Source organism: Streptomyces sp. NPDC037083, from assembly GCF_055606485.1.
This window is the reverse complement of the sequence record NZ_JBVJSQ010000017.1, coordinates 77,727-96,023: the sequence shown is the minus strand read 5'-3', so window position 1 is coordinate 96,023 and position 18,297 is coordinate 77,727. Positions and strand designations below refer to the sequence as shown.

Annotated in this window: 19 protein-coding genes and 1 tRNA gene; 13 read left to right on the top strand and 7 right to left on the bottom strand. The window is 69.5% G+C overall.

The genetic code is table 11. From position 1 onward, the window contains the following. Window positions 1-90 precede the first annotated feature (90 nt). A complete protein-coding gene (locus tag ACZ7DE_RS35700) occupies window positions 91-1,380 on the bottom strand; it encodes a PTS transporter subunit EIIC (protein ID WP_470768559.1) in 1,290 nt (429 codons plus the stop codon). Window positions 1,381-1,559: 179 nt separating this feature from the next. Between ACZ7DE_RS35700 and ACZ7DE_RS35695 the strand changes: the two genes are divergently transcribed. The 4 genes from ACZ7DE_RS35695 to rdgB all read left to right on the top strand — a co-directional run bounded on the left by ACZ7DE_RS35695 (window position 1,560) and on the right by rdgB (window position 3,796). Then, window positions 1,560-1,793: a PTS sugar transporter subunit IIB gene (locus ACZ7DE_RS35695; RefSeq protein WP_009298733.1), complete on the top strand. Its 234-nt coding sequence runs from the start codon at window positions 1,560-1,562 to the stop codon at window positions 1,791-1,793. 80 nt (window positions 1,794-1,873) lie between these two features. Continuing rightward, complete coding sequence (gene rph / locus ACZ7DE_RS35690; protein WP_470768558.1) at window positions 1,874-2,611, top strand: ribonuclease PH; 738 nt, start codon at window positions 1,874-1,876, stop codon at window positions 2,609-2,611. Window positions 2,612-2,722: 111 nt separating this feature from the next. After that, a complete protein-coding gene (locus ACZ7DE_RS35685) occupies window positions 2,723-3,136 on the top strand; it encodes a hypothetical protein (RefSeq protein ID WP_470768557.1) in 414 nt (137 codons plus the stop codon). A 57-nt stretch (window positions 3,137-3,193) separates the two neighbouring features. Next, window positions 3,194-3,796: an RdgB/HAM1 family non-canonical purine NTP pyrophosphatase gene (rdgB, locus tag ACZ7DE_RS35680; RefSeq protein WP_470768556.1), complete on the top strand. Its 603-nt coding sequence runs from the start codon at window positions 3,194-3,196 to the stop codon at window positions 3,794-3,796. A gap of 58 nt (window positions 3,797-3,854) precedes the next feature. Here rdgB and ACZ7DE_RS35675 read toward each other — a convergent pair. The 4 genes from ACZ7DE_RS35675 to bcp form a co-directional block, all read right to left on the bottom strand. Continuing rightward, window positions 3,855-3,930, bottom strand: a tRNA-Leu gene (locus ACZ7DE_RS35675). Window positions 3,931-3,939: 9 nt separating this feature from the next. After that, window positions 3,940-4,806, bottom strand: coding sequence for an HNH endonuclease signature motif containing protein (locus ACZ7DE_RS35670; RefSeq protein WP_470768555.1), 867 nt, complete (start codon window positions 4,804-4,806; stop codon window positions 3,940-3,942). Next, the gene (locus ACZ7DE_RS35665) at window positions 4,803-5,426 is read right to left on the bottom strand and encodes an HNH endonuclease signature motif containing protein (protein ID WP_470768554.1); all 624 of its coding nucleotides are present in this window, start codon (window positions 5,424-5,426) and stop codon (window positions 4,803-4,805) included. Before ACZ7DE_RS35665 ends, ACZ7DE_RS35670 begins: the two co-directional genes overlap by 4 nt. 130 nt (window positions 5,427-5,556) lie before the next feature. Further along, the gene (gene bcp / locus ACZ7DE_RS35660) at window positions 5,557-6,024 is read right to left on the bottom strand and encodes a thioredoxin-dependent thiol peroxidase (protein WP_470768553.1); all 468 of its coding nucleotides are present in this window, start codon (window positions 6,022-6,024) and stop codon (window positions 5,557-5,559) included. A 94-nt stretch (window positions 6,025-6,118) separates the two neighbouring features. Between bcp and ACZ7DE_RS35655 the strand changes: the two genes are divergently transcribed. The 3 genes from ACZ7DE_RS35655 (at window position 6,119) to ACZ7DE_RS35645 (ending at window position 7,356) form a co-directional block, all read left to right on the top strand. Beyond that, on the top strand, window positions 6,119-6,448 hold the full coding sequence (locus ACZ7DE_RS35655) for a DUF3618 domain-containing protein (RefSeq protein ID WP_470768552.1): 330 nt from the start codon (window positions 6,119-6,121) through the stop codon (window positions 6,446-6,448). 109 nt (window positions 6,449-6,557) lie between these two features. Further along, window positions 6,558-6,860: a GroES family chaperonin gene (locus tag ACZ7DE_RS35650; RefSeq protein ID WP_236052880.1), complete on the top strand. Its 303-nt coding sequence runs from the start codon at window positions 6,558-6,560 to the stop codon at window positions 6,858-6,860. A 175-nt stretch (window positions 6,861-7,035) separates the two neighbouring features. Continuing rightward, window positions 7,036-7,356, top strand: coding sequence for a DMT family transporter (locus ACZ7DE_RS35645; protein WP_470768551.1), 321 nt, complete (start codon window positions 7,036-7,038; stop codon window positions 7,354-7,356). Window positions 7,357-7,403: 47 nt separating this feature from the next. Here the strand turns inward: ACZ7DE_RS35645 and ACZ7DE_RS35640 are convergent, their stop codons facing one another. After that, window positions 7,404-9,821 carry a transglycosylase domain-containing protein gene (locus ACZ7DE_RS35640; RefSeq protein ID WP_470768550.1) on the bottom strand — a complete coding sequence of 806 codons (2,418 nt, stop codon included), beginning with the start codon at window positions 9,819-9,821 and terminating at the stop codon, window positions 7,404-7,406. Between the two features lie 230 nt (window positions 9,822-10,051). On the opposite strand from ACZ7DE_RS35640, the gene ACZ7DE_RS35635 reads away from it, so the two are divergent. From ACZ7DE_RS35635 to ACZ7DE_RS35620, 4 genes are read left to right on the top strand one after another with little or no spacing between them, the layout of a single operon-like run. Beyond that, the gene (locus tag ACZ7DE_RS35635) at window positions 10,052-10,852 is read left to right on the top strand and encodes an ABC transporter permease (RefSeq protein WP_470768549.1); all 801 of its coding nucleotides are present in this window, start codon (window positions 10,052-10,054) and stop codon (window positions 10,850-10,852) included. A 49-nt stretch (window positions 10,853-10,901) separates the two neighbouring features. Continuing rightward, complete coding sequence (locus ACZ7DE_RS35630) at window positions 10,902-11,666, top strand: ABC transporter permease (protein ID WP_470768655.1); 765 nt, start codon at window positions 10,902-10,904, stop codon at window positions 11,664-11,666. 2 nt (window positions 11,667-11,668) lie between these two features. Then, window positions 11,669-12,727: an ABC transporter ATP-binding protein gene (locus tag ACZ7DE_RS35625; RefSeq protein ID WP_470768548.1), complete on the top strand. Its 1,059-nt coding sequence runs from the start codon at window positions 11,669-11,671 to the stop codon at window positions 12,725-12,727. Window positions 12,728-12,736: 9 nt separating this feature from the next. Then, window positions 12,737-13,552, top strand: a complete 816-nt coding sequence (locus tag ACZ7DE_RS35620) for a DUF1707 SHOCT-like domain-containing protein (protein ID WP_470768547.1) — start codon at window positions 12,737-12,739, stop codon at window positions 13,550-13,552. Between the two features lie 75 nt (window positions 13,553-13,627). Here ACZ7DE_RS35620 and ACZ7DE_RS35615 read toward each other — a convergent pair whose 3' ends face one another. Then, window positions 13,628-14,980, bottom strand: coding sequence for an SGNH/GDSL hydrolase family protein (locus ACZ7DE_RS35615; RefSeq protein ID WP_470768546.1), 1,353 nt, complete (start codon window positions 14,978-14,980; stop codon window positions 13,628-13,630). A gap of 133 nt (window positions 14,981-15,113) precedes the next feature. Between ACZ7DE_RS35615 and ACZ7DE_RS35610 the strand changes: the two genes are divergently transcribed. Together ACZ7DE_RS35610 and ACZ7DE_RS35605 are read left to right on the top strand one after the other, a co-directional pair. After that, window positions 15,114-16,457 (top strand): DUF445 domain-containing protein, encoded by a 1,344-nt coding sequence (locus tag ACZ7DE_RS35610; protein ID WP_470768545.1) that lies wholly within the window; start codon window positions 15,114-15,116, stop codon window positions 16,455-16,457. Between the two features lie 65 nt (window positions 16,458-16,522). Continuing rightward, the gene (locus ACZ7DE_RS35605; protein ID WP_470768544.1) at window positions 16,523-18,073 is read left to right on the top strand and encodes an MFS transporter; all 1,551 of its coding nucleotides are present in this window, start codon (window positions 16,523-16,525) and stop codon (window positions 18,071-18,073) included. Window positions 18,074-18,297: the final 224 nt, after the last annotated feature.

The following is an 18,297-nucleotide window of genomic DNA, read 5'->3' as shown; positions in this document are numbered from 1 at the left end:
GGCCCCGCGCGGGCCATGCGAAAGGGCCCCCGGAACCGAGTTCCGAGAGCCCCACGCGCCATACGGCGACAGGCCGCCGCAGGCGCCCGCTCACGCCTTGGTGACGTCCTCCCGCTCCTCCTCCGGCTCCCGCCCCGGCGTCTTCAGATCGAACCGCGTGATCGCGAAACGGAAGATCACGTAGTAGACGACCGCGAAACACAGACCGATCGGGATCATCGCCCACGGCCGCGTCGCCAGATTCCAGTTGATGACGTAGTCGATCAACCCGGCCGAGAAACTGAAGCCGTCATGCACCCCCAGCCCCCACGTCACCGCCATCGACGCACCCGTCAACACCGCGTGCACCGCGTACAGCAACGGCGCCACGAACAGGAACGAGTACTCGATCGGCTCCGTGATCCCCGTGACGAACGACGTCAGCGCCACCGACAGCATCAGACCGCCGACCTCCTTGCGCCGCCCCGGCCGCGCACAGTGCGTGATCGCCAGCGCCGCCGCCGGAAGCGCGAACATCATGATCGGGAAGAACCCCGACGTGAACTGACCCGCGTCCGGATCACCCGCCAGGAACATGTTGATGTCACCATGCACCTGTGTCCCGTCCGGCTTCGTGTAACTGCCGAACTGGAACCAGATGGGCACGTTCAGGAACTGGTGCAACCCGATCACCAGCAGCGCACGGTTCGCGAGACCGAAGATGCCCGCCCCCCACGAACCCAGCCCGCTCAACCAGTCGCTGAAGCTCTCCAGACCGTCCCCGATGGGCGGCCACACCCACAGACACAACGAGGCGAACGCAATCGCCACGAACGCCATGATGATCGGCACCAGACGACGACCGTTGAAGAACCCGAGCCAGTCCACCAGCTTCGTCCGGTGATACCGCTGCCACAGATAAGCCGTCAGCAGGCCCATCACGATCCCGCCGAACACCCCCGGATTCTGATACGTGAAGGCCCCCACCGTGTTGTCCGTCGCCTGACACCCGATGTTCGGGACCACCTTCGAACCCGGCGCACAGTCCTCCGGGAACTGCCGCAGCACGTTGTAGTAGACGAGGAACCCGGCCACCGCCGCCAGCGCCGTCGAACCGTCCGCCTTCCGCGCCATCCCGATCGCCACACCGACACAGAACAGCATCGGCAACCCCAGCGAACCGTCGAGCAGCGCCCCACCCGCACCCGCCATCACCCGGGACACGTCCGTCCAGCCCAGCCCGTCGTCCCCGAACACATCAGGCTGACCAAGCCGGTTGAGAATGCCGGCAGCCGGCAGAACGGCGATCGGGAGCTGCAGACTGCGCCCCATCCTCTGCAAACCCTGGAACGCTCCCTGCCACCGCCGCCGCGCAGGGCTCACCTCGCTCTCGGCACTCATCGTTTGGCGACCGCCTGTCAGGTGGTGTAGACCAGCTACGGACGATTGGGCTGCTGTGACGACATCCTCGGCCACAGACCAAACAATCGCTCGCGAAGTTGGGCCAACTGTGGGTTACTGCGACAAAGCGGTTCACCAGCGAATTGCGGCGCGCATCAGGGAATTCAGGGAGACGGAACATGGCCACCAAGGCTGAGAAGATCGTCGCCGGACTCGGCGGCCTCGACAACATCGAAGAGATCGAAGGCTGCATCACCCGGCTCCGCACCGAGGTCAACGACCCCTCACTCGTCGACGAAGCCGCCCTGAAAGCCGCCGGCGCCCACGGCGTCGTCAAGATGGGCACCGCCATCCAGGTCGTCATCGGCACCGACGCCGACCCCATCGCAGCGGAGATCGAAGACATGATGTGAGCAAGCCCCCACGCTCACACCCAGGGGCTCCTCCCACCACGGGAGGAGCCCCTTCCGCACCTACGGCTAGGCTCAGCGCCATGTCTCGAATCGACGGCCGCACCCCCGAACAGCTCCGCCCCGTCACCATCGAACGCGGCTGGAGCAAGCACGCCGAAGGCTCCGTCCTCGTCTCCTTCGGCGACACCAAGGTCTTCTGCACCGCCTCCGTCACCGAAGGCGTCCCCCGCTGGCGCAAAGGCAGCGGCGAAGGCTGGGTCACCGCCGAATACTCCATGCTCCCCCGCGCCACCAACACCCGCGGCGACCGCGAGTCCGTCCGGGGCAAGATCGGCGGCCGCACCCACGAGATCTCCCGCCTCATCGGCCGCTCCCTGCGCGCCGTCATCGACTACAAGGCACTCGGCGAGAACACCATCGTCCTCGACTGCGACGTCCTCCAGGCCGACGGCGGCACCAGGACGGCCGCCATCACCGGCGCCTACGTCGCACTGGCCGACGCCATCACCTGGGCCCAGGGCAGGAAACTCATCAAGGCCGGCCGCCAGCCGCTCACCGGCACCGTCAGCGCCGTCTCCGTCGGCATCGTCGGCGGCGTCCCCCTCCTCGACCTCCGCTACGAGGAAGACGTGCGCGCCGAGACCGACATGAACGTCGTCTGCACCGGCGACGGCCGCTTCGTCGAGGTCCAAGGCACCGCCGAAGCCGAACCCTTCGCCCGCGAAGAGCTCAACTCCCTCCTCGACCTGGCCGTCACCGGCTGCGCGGAACTCACCGTCCTGCAGCGCACGGCACTCGATACGGTCCTGGAAAAGTAAAGGGAACACCAAGAACGGCGGCGGGACCGGGCAACCGGCCCGCCCGCCGACGCGTCTAGGCCAGTAACCGACGGGGGCCTTCCTGGGCCTGACAAGGGGAGGAACACAACTATGTCCACGGCCAGCCGACGCCCAACCCGGCGCCGCCGCACCGCCATCGCCGCCACCACGGCGGCCGTCGCCCTCACCATCGGGCTCACGGCCACCGGCTGCGACGCAGTCAACAAGGCCCTGGACTGCGTCCAGACCGCCGACTCCATCGCCGACAGCGTCACCGACCTCCAGCAGGCCGTGCAGAACGCCGCCAACGACCCCACCCAGACCGAGGAGTCGCTGACCTCCATCGAGAACAACCTCGACAAGATAGGCGACAAGACCGACAACGCCGACGTCAACAAGGCCGTCGACGACCTCCAGACAGCCGTCGCCAACGTCCGCACGGCCGTCGAGAACGGCGACAACACCCCCGACCTCAGCCCCGTCACCGACGCGGCCGGCGAACTGACCAAGGTCTGCACGCCGTAGCGGACGGACGCACACGCCTCGCGAAACCGGGAACGCGCAACTGGGGATACTGGGCCCATGACCCGCCTGATCCTCGCCACCCGCAACGCCGGAAAGATCACCGAACTCAGGTCGATCCTCGCCGACGCAGGACTGCCCCACGACCTCGTCGGCGCGGACGCCTACCCCGACATCCCCGACGTCAAGGAAACCGGCGTCACCTTCGCCGAGAACGCCCTGCTCAAGGCCCACGCCCTCGCCCGGGCCACCGGCCACCCGGCCGTCGCCGACGACTCCGGCCTCTGCGTCGACGTCCTCAACGGCGCCCCCGGCATCTTCTCGGCCCGCTGGTCCGGCAAGCACGGCGACGACCGGGCCAACCTGGACCTCCTCCTGGCCCAGCTGTCCGACATCGCGGAGGAACACCGCGGCGCCCACTTCGCCTGCGCGGCGGCCCTCGCCCTCCCGGACGGCACCGAACGCGTCGTCGAGGGCCGACTGAGGGGCATGCTGCGCTTCGCGCCCGAGGGCACGAACGGCTTCGGCTACGACCCGATCCTCCAGCCGGACGGCGAGACGCGCACCTGCGCGGAACTGACGGCCTCGGAAAAGAACGCGATCAGCCACCGCGGGCAGGCCTTCCGGGCGCTGGTCCCGGCGGTGCGGGAACTGCTGGGCTGAAGGCAGTTCGTGGACAAACATGGAAGGGCGCGGCGCCTTGGGCACCGCGCCCTGAATGTGGGGCCGACGAGACTCGAACTCGCACTGTCCACTACCTAAAAGTGGTGCCTCCTGCCAAATTGGGCTACGGCCCCACCTACACCTTACTGGTCGTCGGCGAGTGGTTGTGGCGGGATGGTGAGTCGGCGCGATCGATTGGAGAACGTGCTTGTCTGGCTGTGGCAGGACGGGCACAGATAGCGCAGGTTCCCCCGACGGTTGTCCAGACGATCCCCGTTGACGTGGTCTATCTCCAGAACGAGTTTCCTGCCCTGCCAGCTGTCTCCGATGCCGCATTCATCGCAGACATGCGGTACGCCGAGGTCGTCAAGGGCTCTCCGGAGCAACAGCGTTTTGGTACGAGGGCTTCCCTGCGCGAGTAGCACCAAGATCTCGTCCGCTGGTTTGCGATGCGGGGAACTGGCACCGCGAAAGTGGCCCTGTCCTGTGAAGTGGGCCGTCGACAACCCGTGGAACTCGATACCGCGCTTCACGAACGCCCGGGATGCCGCTGTGTTCTTCCGGCGCAGGGCGGCCACGACTCCGGCCAGGCTTGTCGCGGCCTTGACCGCAGGTGCCAGTTCGTCACGGGGAGGGACCCCGGGGCCATACCTGCGTCCTCCTGTGAAGTGCGAGGTATCGATCCCGAACTTGTCCAGCTGCTTTCGGATGTGACCGTACGGGCTGTCGCGCGGAGGGAAGCCCATGTACTCCAGCATCTCCTTGATGCTGTGTGAACGGGCGGCAGCTTCCCGCAGCAGGGTTTCCGGGTAGCTGCGGCGCTCACGTTCCGGCAGTGGTTCCTCGCGGAAATGGGAGATGTCGATGCCGTAGTGCTGGAGCCGTTGGTTCAGATAGCGGCGAGGGCCGCTGCCCATCGGCGTACCCAGCTCACGCATGAGCTCGACCATGCTCGTGGCCTTGGCGGCGGACCGTGCCAGCACGTCCCGCGTGAACTCCGGCCGGCTCATGCGACCGTCCTCCGCTTGCGCCCCCGGTACGTGTCTGTCACCGCATGGCAATTGGGGCAGAGCAGCTGCAGGTTCTCCGGTCGGTTGTCCCACCAATCGCCGTTGACGTGATCGACTTCCAGCTGAAGAGGCTTGCCGTTCCATTCGGGACCTGTGCCGCACATCGTGCAGACTTCCTCGACTCCGCTTCGCAGGAGTTGGCGCCGTAGGCGGCTGCCGGGGGTCCTCCCGGAGTCTGGTGATCCCAGGGTCAGCGGATTGCCGCGTGAACCCTTCGGTCCACCTCGTCGCACGGTGAAGTGGGACGTGTCGATGCCCAGCGTCGCGATGCGGCGGCTGATGTGGGTGTGGTTGCCGCCCACTGGGCTGATGCCCAGGCGGCGCACCACTTCCTTGACGCTGCTCGATGCGGCCACCACCTCTCGAAGCAGCGCTTCGCTGTGGCGTGCCCATCGGGTCGGAAAATGAGAGACGTCCACACACGCGTCCGCCATTTTCTGCCGCAGATAGCGTCTGCGGCCGGGAGTGGGCGTGCCTCCGCACCACCGTACGGCGTCGTCCCAGTTCGTCGTCGCCCGAGCCGCCTCTTCGAGTAGCTCGCGGGTGTATCTGACGCCCATTGTCCCTCCGTCCCCGACCACCCGTTCGTGGTCTCGTACGGAGTAACGAACCGTTTATCGGACAGTCACGCCCGGGATGTGAAGCGGCCTGCGCCGGGGGTGTCCGGTGCAGGCCGCGGAGACGGGAGGCTCAGATGTCCAGGTCCTTGATGATCTTCGCTACGTGGCCCGTGGCGCGGACGTTGTAGAGGGCTCGTTCGACCTTGCCCTCCTCGTCGACCACGATCGTGGAGCGGATGACGCCCATGTACGTCTTGCCGTAGTTCTTCTTCTCCCCGTACGCGGCGTACGCCTCGGTGACGGTCTTCTCCGGGTCGGCCAGGAGGGTGACCTTGAGGGACTCCTTCTCGCGGAACTTGCCCAGCTTCTCGGGGCTGTCCGGGGAGATGCCGATGACGTCGTAGCCGGCGCCGGCCAGCAGGTCGAGGTTGTCGGTGAAGTCGCAGGCCTGCTTCGTGCAGCCGGGGGTAAGGGCGGCCGGGTAGAAGTAGACGATGACCTTGCGGCCCTTGTGGTCCGACAGGGACACCTGGTTGCCGTCGGCGTCGGGGAGGGTGAAGGCGGGGGCCACGTCCCCGGGCTGGAGTCGCTCGCTCATCGGTCCAGCGTAACCGGGGGTCCTGACAGTGCGGCCGCGGGCGGAGCTGACAGACTGTCCAGAACAAGAATCGGCTGACTTCGGAGGCCTTACCGTGGCGGAGACGTCGGACACCAGAACCCCGGCGCAGATCGAGGCGGACATCAGGGCCCGCCGCGAGGTGCTGGCGGAGACGCTGGACGAGATCGGGGTGCGGGTGCACCCGAAGACCATCGTCGGGGACGCCAGGGCCAAGGTCGTCGCCAACGTCGATCACACCCTGGGGAGGGCCTATGTGCAGGTCAACCGGGTGGTGAGTGAGGTGCGGGCGCAGTTCGTGGACGAGGAGGGCGCGCCGCGGCTGGAGCGGGTGGTGCCGGTGGCGCTGGTCGTCGTCGGCGTCGTGGGGCTGCTGGCCCTGAGCACCCGTCGTCGCAGGGGCTGACGCGGCTCGGACCCGCCCGCTCACGGATTCGCTCCGGGCAGGTAGGTTCAGTGGTGTGAGCGCCAAGAGAGACGACCTCGATCCCCAGCACGACAAGCTGCCCATCCGGATGCTGCACGACCGTGTGCTCGTGCGGCAGGAGACCGGCGAGGGCGAGCGGCGTTCCGGTGGCGGCATCCTGATTCCCGCCACCGCGGCCGTCGGTCGCCGGCTGGCGTGGGCGGAGGTGGTCGCGGTGGGGCAGAACGTGCGGACCGTGGAGCCGGGTGATCGGGTGCTGTACGACCCGGAGGACCGGGCGGAGGTGGAGGTGCGCGGTGTGGCGTATGTGCTGATGCGTGAGCGCGATCTGCACGCCGTGGCCGCGGACCGGTTCGAGGGGTCGGAGGACTCGACGGGCCTGTACCTCTGATACGACGGTGGGGAAGGGCTGGTGACCATGGTCACCAGCCCTTTTTGCTGTGTTTTTGCTACCTTCGGAGGTGCCCGACGAGACGCGCCGTACCGGGAAGCCGCCGTATGACCGGCGGGAGCAGGCAAGGACGACGCATCGCTGTTGTTGTGTTCGCGTCTCGGAGGTGCCTGTCATGGCCTGGGTTCTGCTCGTCGTCGCCGGCCTGCTGGAGGTCGGCTGGTCGGTGGGGATGAAGTACACGGACGGGTTCACGCGGCTGGTGCCGAGTGTGTTCACCGGGGCCGGCATCGTCGCGAGCATGGTGTTGCTGTCGTATGCGGCCCGTTCTCTGCCCATCGGCACGGCGTACGGCGTGTGGGTGGGGATCGGGGCGGCCGGGGCGGCGGTGGTGGGGATGGCGGTGCTGGGGGAGCCGGTGACCGCCGCCCGGATCTTCTTCGTGTGTCTGCTGCTGGTCGCCGTGGTGGGGCTGAAGGCGACCGGTGGTCATTGAGCGGCGGTCATTGAGCGGCGGTCGTCGAGCGGGGGCGTCGGAGGGTCTCAGTCGCGGCGGGTGGCCGTGAGCTGGGGGCCGACGGTCGTGCCCTCCGAGTTGCCGGGGTCTCCGGTGGTGCCGTCGGTGGTTCCGCCGGATGTGGTGCCGTCGGTGCTGCCTGAGCTGGTGCCCGAGGTGTTTCCGCCGGTCGTCGTGGTGCCGTCGGTGGTGCCGGTGGAGGTGCCGCCGGTGGTCGTGCCGCCGTCGGTGGTGGTGCCGGAGGTGGTGTTGCCGGTGGCGCCGCCGGTGTTCGTGCCGCCGCCGGTCTGTCCCTGGGTCTGGCCCTGCGTCTGGCCCTTGGTGCCGTCGCCGGGCGGGGTGCTGCTGCCGCTCTCGTCGTCGCTGGGCTCGTCCTCGGAGGGCTCGGTCGACGGGTAGGCGGATTCGTCGCCGCCGTCCTGGATCTCCAGGTTGAACTCGGTGGCGGGGGTGCCCTTGAGGGCGTTCCTGGTGAACTGGGCCCAGATCTGGGTGGGTGCGCCGCCGCCGTTGATCCGGGGCAGGCCCATGGCGCCCTTGAGGGACTTGTGGTGGGCGGTCTCGGGGTCCTGGCCCATGACGGCGACGACGGTGGCGAGGTCGGGGGTGTAGCCGGCGAACCAGGCGGCCTGGTCCTCCTCGGCGGTGCCGGTCTTGCCGGCGGCGGGGCGGCCGGCGGCCAGGGCCTCGGTGGCGGTGCCGTTCTGGACGACGCTGCGCAGGATCGAGGTGGTGGTGTCGGCGGCTTCGCGGCTGACGACGCGGGAGGCCTTGGGCTTGGGCAGCTCCATCACGTCGGCGCCGTCCTTGGTGACCTTGTCGATCAGGGTGTAGACGCCGTGCTTGCCGTGGTTGGCGAGGGTGGCGTAGGCCTCGGCCATGTTCAGGACGCTGGCGTTGGCGGTGCCGAGGGCGATGGAGGGGTAGGGCTGGAGTTCGGGGGTCGCGGTGGGCAGGCCGAGGTCGATCGCGGTCTGCTTGACCTTGGCGGGGCCGACGTCGACGGCCATCTGCGCGTACACCGAGTTGACCGACTTGTCGGTGGCGGTGCGCACGTTGATGTTGCCGTAGTTGACGTAGTCCTCGTTCTCGGGGGCGTAGACGGGGCCGGACCAGCCCTGGACGGCGCGCTTGTTGGTGCCGTCGTAGACGGTGTTCGGGGTGATCTGGCGGCCGTCCTGGGTGGTGGAGTCGTTCTGGACGGCCGAGGTGAAGACGAACGGCTTGAAGGTGGAGCCGACCTGGAAGTCCTGGCGGGTGGCGTTGTTGGTGTACTGCTTGACGTAGTCGATGCCGCCGTACATGGCGACGATCCGGCCGGTCTTGGGGTCGACGGCGGCGCCGCCGGCGCGGACGTAGGAGTCGACCTTGCGCTTCTTCGGGTCGAGCTTGGACAGGAGCTTGTCGTTGACGGCGTCGACGAAGGCGTTCTGCTTGCGCTTGTCGAGGGTGGTGGTGATGCGGTAGCCGCCGCCGTCGAGCTCGTCCGAGGTGACGATCTTGTTGTTCTTGAGGTAGTCCTTGATCGCGTTGACGAGGTAGCCGCGCTGTCCGGACATGCCGTTGTCGGCGCCGGAGGTCTCCTTGGGGTTGGGGAACTTCATGCCGGTGCGCCGGGCCTCGGTGAGCCAGCCCTTGGTGACCATGCCGTCGAGGACGTAGTTCCAGCGGGCCTCGGCGGCGGCCTTGTTCTCGGGGTGGGCGATGACGTCGTACTCGCTGGGCGCGTTGACCAGTGCGGCGAGGTAGGCGCCCTGGGCGGCGGTGAGGTGGGCGGCGTCGATGCCGTAGTAGGCCTTGGCGGCGGCCTGCATGCCGTAGGCGTTGCGGCCGAAGTAGCTGGTGTTGAGGTAGCCCTCGAGGATGTGGTCCTTGGACTTCTCGCGGTCGAGCTTGATCGAGATGAAGAATTCCTTGACCTTGCGGGTGACGGTCTGTTCCTGCGCGAGGTAGTAGTTCTTCACGTACTGCTGGGTGATGGTGGAGCCGGACTGCTTGCCCTTGCCGGTGGCGGTGTTCCAGCCGGCGCGGAGCATCGCCTTGGGGTCGATGGCGGACTCGGTGTAGAAGTCGCGGTCCTCGGCGGCCAGGACGGCGTGCTGGGCGTCCTTGGAGATCTGGGCGAGGCTGACGTTCTCGCGGTTGACGGTGCCGTCGCGGGCGATCTCGGTGCCGTCGGCGTAGAGGTAGACGTTGGACTGCTTGGTGGCGAGGGCGTTGGCCGGCGGGATCTTGACCATCGAGTAGCCGAGGAAGAAGAGGCCGACGACGAGCAGGACGCCGATGACGAGGGTGCCGAGCACCATCCGCCAGGTGGGCAGGAGGCGTCGCCATCCGGTGCGCTTGGGTCGCTTCACCTTCTGTTCGCTCCCTCCGTCACCCGCCTCGGGCTTTCCCGGTGCCAAGCCTTCGTTCGGCTGCTGCGGCTGCGGCTCGTCACTCATGTGTTGCAGGACTCCTGTTTCGCGTCGCACGTTCCCGTACGCCTCGTAAGCCTCGTACGCCTTTTGCGCCCCCTGTTGAAGACTCTCGCACCAAGCGTTCCGTTCCCGACAATCGGCGCGTGTTGTGCCGGAAAACGCGTGGCACGCGACGGGACCGGCGCACTAGGCTCCTGCGCTTCGGTGCCGACGGGGGCACCAGGGGTGACTCGTGGGCGAGGAGGACGGTTGCCTTGGGATCGGCGCGGTTGTACGCGGCCGTCGCGGTGGGGAGTTTCCGAAGGTACGCGACCTATCGGGTGGCCACGGCCGCGGGGGTGTTCACCAACACGGTTTTCGGCCTGATCCTCGTCTACACATACCTGGCGTTGTGGGACGAGCGGCCGCACCTGGGGGGTTACGACCAGGCGCAGGCGGTCACGTACGTGTGGCTGGGGCAGGCGTTGTTCGCGACGCTGGCGATCCAGGGCGGCGGTTTCGAGACGGATCTCATGGAGCGTGTCCGCACGGGGGAGGTGGCGGTCGACCTGTACCGGCCGGCCGATCTTCAGTTGTGGTGGCTGGCGGTGGACGTGGGGCGGGCGTCGTTCCAGTTGCTGGGGCGTGGGGTGATCCCGTTCGTGTTCGGTGCGCTGTTCTTCCCGACGGCGCTGCCGGACGGTCCGGTGGTCTGGGCGGCGTTCCTGGTCACGGTCGTGCTGGCGATGGTGGTGAGTTTCGGGATCCGGTTCCTGGTGGCGTTGAGCGGGTTCTGGCTGCTGGACGGCACGGGTGCGTTGCAGGCGCTGATGGTGACGGGGATGTTCTGTTCGGGGATGGCGTTGCCGTTGAACGCGTTTCCGCAGCCGCTGGGTGACGTCGTGGCGTTGTTGCCGTGGGCGGCGCTGTTGCAGATGCCGGCCGATGTGCTGATGGGCGAGGCCGATCCGTGGTCGGCGTTCGCGTTCCAGGCGGTGTGGGCGGTGGTGCTGCTGACGGTGGGGCGGCTGGTGCAGCGGGCGGCGACGCGTCGGGTGGTGGTGCAGGGTGGGTGAGGGCGGCCGGGTGGCGGACGGGCTGCGGGCGTATCGGCTGATCGCCGGGATGTGGATCCGTTCCACGCTGGCGTACCGGGTGTCGTTCGTGATGACGGTGCTGGGCGGTCTGCTGGTGACGGGGCTGGACTTTGTCGCGATCTTGCTGATGTTCTCGCAGGTCGACGCGCTCGGCGGATACACGTTGCCGGAGATCGCGTTTCTGTACGGGGCGTCGGCGATGTCGTTCGGGTTCGCGGATCTGGCGATCGGCTCGGCGGGCCGGCTGGGCACGCGGGTGCGTGACGGGACGCTGGACACGCTGTTGGTGCGGCCCGCGCCGGTGCTGGCCCAGGTCGCCGCGGATCGTTTCGCGCTGCGTCGTGTGAGCCGGATCGTCCAGGGGACGGCGGTGCTGGGTTACGGGCTGGCGGCGACGGACGTGGTGTGGACGGTGCCGAAGATGCTGCTGGTGCCGGTGATGCTGGTGAGCGGCGGGGTGATCTTCTCGTCGGTGTTCGTGGCGGGGGCGGCGTTCCAGTTCGCGGCGCAGGACGCGGCGGAGGTGCAGGCGGCTTTCACGTACGGCGGTCAGACGTTGTTGCAGTATCCGCCGACGGTGTTCGGCAGGGAGCTGGTGCGCGGGGTGACGTTCGTGTTCCCGCTGGCGTTCGTCAACTGGGTGCCCGCGTCGTATGTGCTGGGGCGGCCCTACCCGCTGGGTCTGCCGGAGTGGGCGGCGTTCGCTCCGCCGCTGGTGGCGGCGGTGTGCTGTGCGGCGGCGGGGCTGGCGTGGCGGGTCGGGCTGAGGTCGTATCGGAGCACGGGGAGTTGAGCGTGACGGTGTCGGAGAGTGCGTTCATCGAGGTGGACCGGGTGGAGAAGGTCTTCGACGTGCGCAGGAGGACCGGTTTTCTGAAACGGGAGCTGCGGCGGGTGCGGGCGGTCGACGCGATCTCCTTCCGGGTGGCGCGCGGTGAGATGGTCGGCTACATCGGGCCGAACGGGGCCGGGAAGTCGACGACGATCAAGATGCTGACGGGGATCCTGACGCCGAGCGGGGGCCGGCTGCGGGTCGCCGGGATCGATCCGTCGCGGGAGCGGACGCGGCTGGCGCACCGGATAGGGGTGGTGTTCGGGCAGCGTACGACGCTGTGGTGGGACCTTCCGCTGATCGACTCCTACCGGCTGATGCACCGCATGTACCGCATCCCGGACGGGCGGTATCGCGAGAACCTTGACCGTCTGGTCGAACTGCTGGATCTGTCGGCTCTGTTGGACGTGCCGGTGCGGCAGCTCTCGCTCGGTCAGCGGATGCGCGGCGACATCGCGGCGGCGCTGCTGCACGAGCCCGAGGTGCTGTATCTGGACGAGCCGACGATCGGCTTGGACGTGGTCTCCAAGGCGCGGGTGCGGGAGTTCCTGCGGGAGCTGAACGCGGAGCGGGGCACGACGGTGCTGCTCACCACGCACGATCTGCAGGACATCGAGCAGTTGTGTTCCCGGGTGATGGTCATCGATCACGGGCGGCTGGTCTACGACGGTGCGCTGGCCGGGCTGCACGAGGTGGGCGAGAGCGAGCGGACGCTGGTGGTGGACCTGGAGCGGGAGCTGCCGCCGATCGCGGTGGGGGCGGCGGCGCGGGTGGTGCGGGTGGAGGGGCCGCGCCAGTGGCTGGCGTTCCCGGCGGCGGCGTCGGCGGCTCCGCTGGTGGCGCGGATCGCGGCGGAGTATCCGCTGGTGGACCTGTCGGTGCGGGAGCCGGACATCGAGGCGGTGATCGCGAAGATGCTGTACTCGACGCGGGGCGCCCCCGAGAGCCCGCCGGGGTCGGAGCCGGAGCCGGGGCCGGGGCAGGAGCCGCAGACCATAGTGCCGGGGGCCGGGAACTCGTAGTCTGCTGGCATGACCGACGACGCAGTGCCGGACCTGCCGGACCTCCGCGCCTCCGACGCCGATCGTGAGCGGGTCGCCGAGGTGCTGCGGGACGCCCTCGCCGAGGGCCGTCTCGACATGGAGGAGTTCGAGGAGCGGCTCGATCACACGTACAAGGCGCGCACGTACGGGGAGTTGGCGCCGATCACCCGGGATCTGCCGGTCGCCGGAGTCACCCCGCCGCCCGCTGTCTCGCTGAGCAAGGAGCCGTCGGCGGACGGGAGTTGGTCCGGGCGGATCGTGGGCGGTGAGGGCTCGTCGACCTGGGCCGTGGCGGTGATGTCCGGCTTCCAGCGCAAGGGCCGCTGGACGGTGCCCCGGCGCTTCAACTGCTTCGCCTTCTGGGGCGGCGGTGAGATCGACCTGCGCGAGGCCGACTTCTCGGCCCAGGAGGTCGAGATCAACTGCGTCGCGATCATGGGCGGGGTGCAGATCGTCGTGCCGCCGGGCGTCGAGGTCGTCGTCCGCGGCATCGGCGTGATGGGCGGCTTCGACCAGCGCGGGAGCGGGGAGCCGGGGGAGCCGGGCGCGCCGCGGGTGGTCGTCACCGGGTTCGCCTTCTGGGGCGGCGTCGGCGTAGAGCGGAAGAAGACGCGGGCCGCCCGGCGGCAGGAGAAGCTGGACCGCAAGGCGGCGGTGCACGAGCTGCGCTCCTCCGTCCGGGACGACGTCCACGGGGCCCACCGGCGTGTGCTGGAGGGCCACAAGGACCTCCTGCACGACCACGGCGGACGGCGCGAGCGTCAGGAGCGGGCGGAAGGCCGGGAACGGCACTACGACGACTGACGACTGGCGGCCTGACGACCCGACGCCCCCGCCGGATTGTGGTTTCGGTGGGGGCGCTCGGAGCCGGTGGGGGCGTTACAGGCGGGCGGGTGCCGTGCTGATCAGTTCGTCCAGGTCGAGGGTCTGGGCCATCTTCCGGTAGCCGCGGTCGCTGGGGTGCAGATGGTCCCCGGAGTCGTACTCGGCGCGCAGGCTGCGCGGGTCGTACGGGTCGCGCAGCGCCTTGTCGAAGTCGACGACCTCGTCGAACAGCCCGTCCGTGCGGATCGCCCGGTTGACCTGCTGCCGTACGTCCTCGCGGGCCTCGCTGTAGCCGCGGTGGCCGCGGAACGGGGTGAGGGTGGCGCCGACGACCTTGACGCCGTGGGCGTGGGCGCGGTCGGCGAGGGTGCGCAGGCCGGTCACGATGGCCTGCGGGTCGGCGAGCGTCCTGCTGCGCAGGATGTCGTTGATGCCGAGGTCGATGACGACGGCCTTCACGTTCGGGCGGTCGAGGACGTCCCGTTCGAAGCGCTTCAGGCCGGCGGCGCCGCGGCGCGGGTCGTCGGCGAGGAGCCGGTTGCCGCTGATGCCGGCGTTGACGACGGCGTAGCGGGGCGTGGAGCCGTCGGCGGCCCGCAGCCGCTCGGCGAGGACGTCGGGCCAGCGGCGGTTCGCGCAGGGTGTGGAGGTGACGCCGTCGGTGATGGAGTCGCCGAGCGCGACGACGGTGCCGTCGGCCTCGTTGCCCAGCACGTCCAGGGCGGTCAGGTAACGCCAGTACGGGCTGGTCTCGGTGAACGCGGCGCCGGTGGTGTCCGCGGTGGACTCGCCCTCGGCGACGTAGCTGGTCTGGCGGGCGCGGGGGTGGTAGGTGACGGGCCCGGCGGAGGTGGGGGAGTAGGTGCTGACCAGGACGTCGGCGTCGGCCGGGACGGGCACGGCGACGGCGTCGCTGACGGCCTGCCCGCCGGCCGGGACGACGACGGTGGTGGCGCCGCCGAAGGTGAGGCGGCGCAGGGTGCCGGGGTCGGCGGCCGCGCTGTCGTCGCGGGCGGCGACGGCGAGCGTGGCGTGGGTGACGGTGAGGGGGCCGCTGCCGTAGAGGTTGGACAGCGTGACGCGGGCGCTGCTCCCGCCGACGCTGGTGTGCACGACGTTGCGGACCGTGCGGCCCGCCATGCCGTCGGCCTCGGTGTCCCGTTCGGCGCCGGCCGGGGCCGCGGCCCAGGTGCCGACCCACACGCCGGTGGACACGGGGGCGGCGTTGTGCGGACCGGGGGCCGCGGCGACGGTGTCCCCGAAGGGGCGGCTGCCGGGGCCGTGGTCGGCGGCGGTCGTGACGTATATGGCTGCGGACAGGCCGACGATCAGGGCGGTGATCGCGGACAGCAGTGCGCCGTGCCGTGTGGGGAGCGACCCCACACGCTCGGTGTGACGCCTGGTCATGCGGGCGCGTGTCTCCTCGTGCGCGGGGAGCTCGAGGCTCCGGAACAGTGCAGGAGTTTCACCCTTGATCCCCCGGTCATACAGACGCCGGGAACTCTTGTTCCGTTCCAGGAGTCGGTCGGGAAGGGACAATGTGTGCGGGATCACCGAACGGGTGGAGCAAATGGAACGTACCGAAGCGACAGCACCGGACGCGGCCTCGTCCTATCGGGCCATGACCTCCTTCACTCCTGCGGACGAGGAGAAGCAGCGCGGGGTGCGCCAGATGAAGCTCACCGCGGCCGGGCTGCTGCTGTTCGTGGCGGTGGTGTACGTCCTCGCCGAGTGGGCCTCGCACCGGGGCGCGGGAGCCTGGGCGGGCTATGTGGCGGCGGCCGCGGAGGCGGGCATGGTCGGCGCGCTCGCCGACTGGTTCGCGGTCACGGCGCTCTTCCGTCACCCGCTCGGCCTGCCCATCCCGCACACGGCGATCATCCCGAACAAGAAGGATCAGCTGGGCGTCTCGCTGGGCGAGTTCGTGGGCGAGAACTTCCTCTCCGAGGACGTGGTGCGCCAGCGGCTGCGTTCGGTGGGCATCGGCACCCGGCTGGGGGCCTGGCTGGCGGAGCCGGAGCACGCCGACCGGGTGACGGCGGAGCTGGCGACGGCGTTGCGCGGCGCGCTGACGGTGCTGCGCGACTCGGACGTCCAGGCGGTGGTCGGGGAGGCGATCACGCGGCGGGCGGAAGCCCAGGAGATCGCACCGGGCATGGGGAAGCTGCTGGAGCGGGTCGTCGTCGACGGCGGCCACCGGCGGGCCGTCGACCTGGTGGTGTCACGGGCGCACGACTGGCTGGTGCTGCACGCCGACTCGGTGATGGACGCCGTGCAGGGCGGGGCGCCCGGCTGGACCCCGCGGTTCGTCGACAGGAAGGTCGGCGAGCGCGTCTACAAGGAGCTGTTGCGCTTCTGCGCGGAGATGCGGGACATGCCGTCCCATCCGGCCCGGGGCGCCCTGGACCGGTTCCTCACGGACTTCGCCGCCGACCTGCAGTCCGACACGGACACCCGGGCGCGGGTGGAGCGGCTCAAGGGCGAGGTGCTGGGCCGGGGCGAGGTCCAGGATCTGATCGCGTCCGCCTGGACCGCCGTCCGCTCCATGATCGTCGCGGCTGCGGAGGACGAGCGCAGCGAGCTGCGGCTGCGCGTGCGGGCCTCGCTGCTGTCCCTGGGCACCCGGATGGCCACCGAGCCGAAGGTCCAGGAGAAGGTCGACAGCTGGGTCGAGGGCGCGGCGGTGCACGTGGTGACGACGTATCGCAAGGAGATCACCTCGTTGATCACCGACACGGTGGCGAGCTGGGACGCCGAGCACACGACTCGCAAGATCGAGGCGAACATCGGCCGTGACCTGCAGTTCATCCGCATCAACGGCACGGTGGTGGGCTCGCTGGCCGGTTTGCTGATCTACACCGTGGCGCGGGCACTCGGGGCTTGAATCCACTGGTCGCGGGAACACGACCGGCGTTCCGCTCGATGAGGAGCGCGCCGAGGAGGGAGCCCATGACCAGCGCCGAAGCTGCCGTGCCGGCCGAGAGAGACCGCACGATCACCACTGACATCCCCGCCCGCCTCGACCGGCTGCCCTGGTCGCGCTGGCACTGGACCATCGTCTTCGGACTCGGCACGGTGTGGATTCTGGACGGCCTGGAGGTCACGGTCGTCGGGAACATCGCGAGCCGGTTGTCCGAGCCGGGCAGCGGCCTGCCGATCACCTCCGGTCAGGTCACCGGCATCGCGGCCGCGCTGTACGTGGCCGGCGCCTGCGTCGGCGCCCTGTTCTGGGGCCGGCTGACCGACAAGTGGGGCCGCAAGAAGCTGTTCATGATCACCCTCGCGGTGTACCTGGCGGCCACGGCCCTGACCGCCGTCTCCTTCGACACCTGGTGGTTCCTGCTCTTCCGCTTCCTCACCGGCTTCGGCATCGGCGGCGAGTACGCGGCCATCAACTCCGCGATCGACGAGCTGATCCCGGCGCAGTACCGGGGGCGCGTCGACCTGATCATCAACGGCAGCTTCTGGCTGGGCGCGGTCGGCGGTTCGCTCCTGTCGATCGTCGCGCTGAACACCGACGTCTTCGCGGCCGACGTGGGCTGGCGGCTGACGTTCGCGCTGGGCGCCGTCCTGGCCCTGGTGATCCTGCTCGTGCGCAGGCACGTCCCGGAGAGCCCGCGCTGGCTGCTGATCCACGGCCGGGACGGGGAGGCCGAGGAGATCGTCACCTCGATCGAACGGCAGATCGAGGAGGAGAGGGGGGAGCGGCTGCCGCGGGCCGAGGGCGAGCTCACCATCCACCAGCGCCGCAGCGTCTCCTTCGTCGAGATCGCCCGCACGGTGTTCTCCGACTACCGCCGCCGCTCGATCCTCGGCTTCTCCCTCTTCATCGGCCAGGCCTTCCTCTACAACGCGATCACCTTCGGCTTCGGCGCGATCCTGACGAAGTTCTTCGACGTGCCGAGCGGCAACACCGGCTACTACTTCGCCGTCATCGCGATCGGCAACTTCTGCGGCCCGCTGCTGCTGGGCAAGCTGTTCGACACGGTGGGCCGCCGGGTGATGATCTCCTCGACGTATCTGCTCTCCGGTGCGCTGCTGTTCGGCACGGCCTGGCTGTTCGACCAGGGCTCGCTGAACGCGACCACGATGACGGCCTGCTGGTGCGCGGTGCTGTTCTTCGCTTCGGCGGGCGCGTCGAGCGCCTACCTGACGGTGTCCGAGGTCTTCCCGATGGAGACCCGTGCGATGTCCATCGCCTTCTTCTACGCCCTCGGCACCGCAGCCGGCGGCATCAGCGGCCCCCTGCTGTTCGCCGACCTCACCGAGACGGGCAAGGTCGGCGACACGGTCCTCGCCTTCTGCATCGGCGCGACCCTGATGTGCGCGGCGGGACTGGTGGCGGCGTTCCTCGCGGTCAAGGCCGAGCGACGCTCCCTGGAGGACATCGCCAAGCCCCTGACGGCGGCGGCGTCGAAGGCGAAGAGCATGACCAGGTCCACCCCCCAACCACCGACGTCCACCCCGACGTCCCCCCGCCCCCCGATCAAGCCGGCGTAGCGCCCGTTGAGCTGCGGGCTGTCGGGCGGCGGGGCGGCCGGCGGCCGGGGCCGCTCAGCCCACTGAGCCGACCAGGTCCGGGCAGTCGTGCCGCTGGGGCGGCGGCACAGGCGGGAGCAGCGGCCCCCCTCGGCGGGCGGCTGCTCCCGCCCGCCCCGGCCGGCGTCGGCGAGGGGCGCCCTGTGCGGTGGGCGGAGCAGCGGCACCGCCTCGGCGGTCGGCCG

Bases quoted from the DNA above. Each gene is read 5' to 3' on its own strand.
- ACZ7DE_RS35700 (WP_470768559.1), bottom strand. From the start codon at position 1,380: ATGAGTGCCGAGAGCGAGGTGAGCCCTGCGCGGCGGCGGTGGCAGGGA.
- ACZ7DE_RS35695 (WP_009298733.1), top strand. From the start codon at position 1,560: ATGGCCACCAAGGCTGAGAAGATCGTCGCCGGACTCGGCGGCCTCGAC.
- rph (WP_470768558.1), top strand. From the start codon at position 1,874: ATGTCTCGAATCGACGGCCGCACCCCCGAACAGCTCCGCCCCGTCACC.
- ACZ7DE_RS35685 (WP_470768557.1), top strand. From the start codon at position 2,723: ATGTCCACGGCCAGCCGACGCCCAACCCGGCGCCGCCGCACCGCCATC.
- rdgB (WP_470768556.1), top strand. From the start codon at position 3,194: ATGACCCGCCTGATCCTCGCCACCCGCAACGCCGGAAAGATCACCGAA.
- ACZ7DE_RS35670 (WP_470768555.1), bottom strand. From the start codon at position 4,806: ATGAGCCGGCCGGAGTTCACGCGGGACGTGCTGGCACGGTCCGCCGCC.
- ACZ7DE_RS35665 (WP_470768554.1), bottom strand. From the start codon at position 5,426: ATGGGCGTCAGATACACCCGCGAGCTACTCGAAGAGGCGGCTCGGGCG.
- bcp (WP_470768553.1), bottom strand. From the start codon at position 6,024: ATGAGCGAGCGACTCCAGCCCGGGGACGTGGCCCCCGCCTTCACCCTC.
- ACZ7DE_RS35650 (WP_236052880.1), top strand. From the start codon at position 6,558: ATGCTGCACGACCGTGTGCTCGTGCGGCAGGAGACCGGCGAGGGCGAG.
- ACZ7DE_RS35645 (WP_470768551.1), top strand. From the start codon at position 7,036: ATGGCCTGGGTTCTGCTCGTCGTCGCCGGCCTGCTGGAGGTCGGCTGG.
- ACZ7DE_RS35640 (WP_470768550.1), bottom strand. From the start codon at position 9,821: ATGAGTGACGAGCCGCAGCCGCAGCAGCCGAACGAAGGCTTGGCACCG.
- ACZ7DE_RS35630 (WP_470768655.1), top strand. From the start codon at position 10,902: ATGTGGATCCGTTCCACGCTGGCGTACCGGGTGTCGTTCGTGATGACG.
- ACZ7DE_RS35620 (WP_470768547.1), top strand. From the start codon at position 12,737: ATGACCGACGACGCAGTGCCGGACCTGCCGGACCTCCGCGCCTCCGAC.
- ACZ7DE_RS35615 (WP_470768546.1), bottom strand. From the start codon at position 14,980: ATGACCAGGCGTCACACCGAGCGTGTGGGGTCGCTCCCCACACGGCAC.
- ACZ7DE_RS35605 (WP_470768544.1), top strand. From the start codon at position 16,523: ATGACCAGCGCCGAAGCTGCCGTGCCGGCCGAGAGAGACCGCACGATC.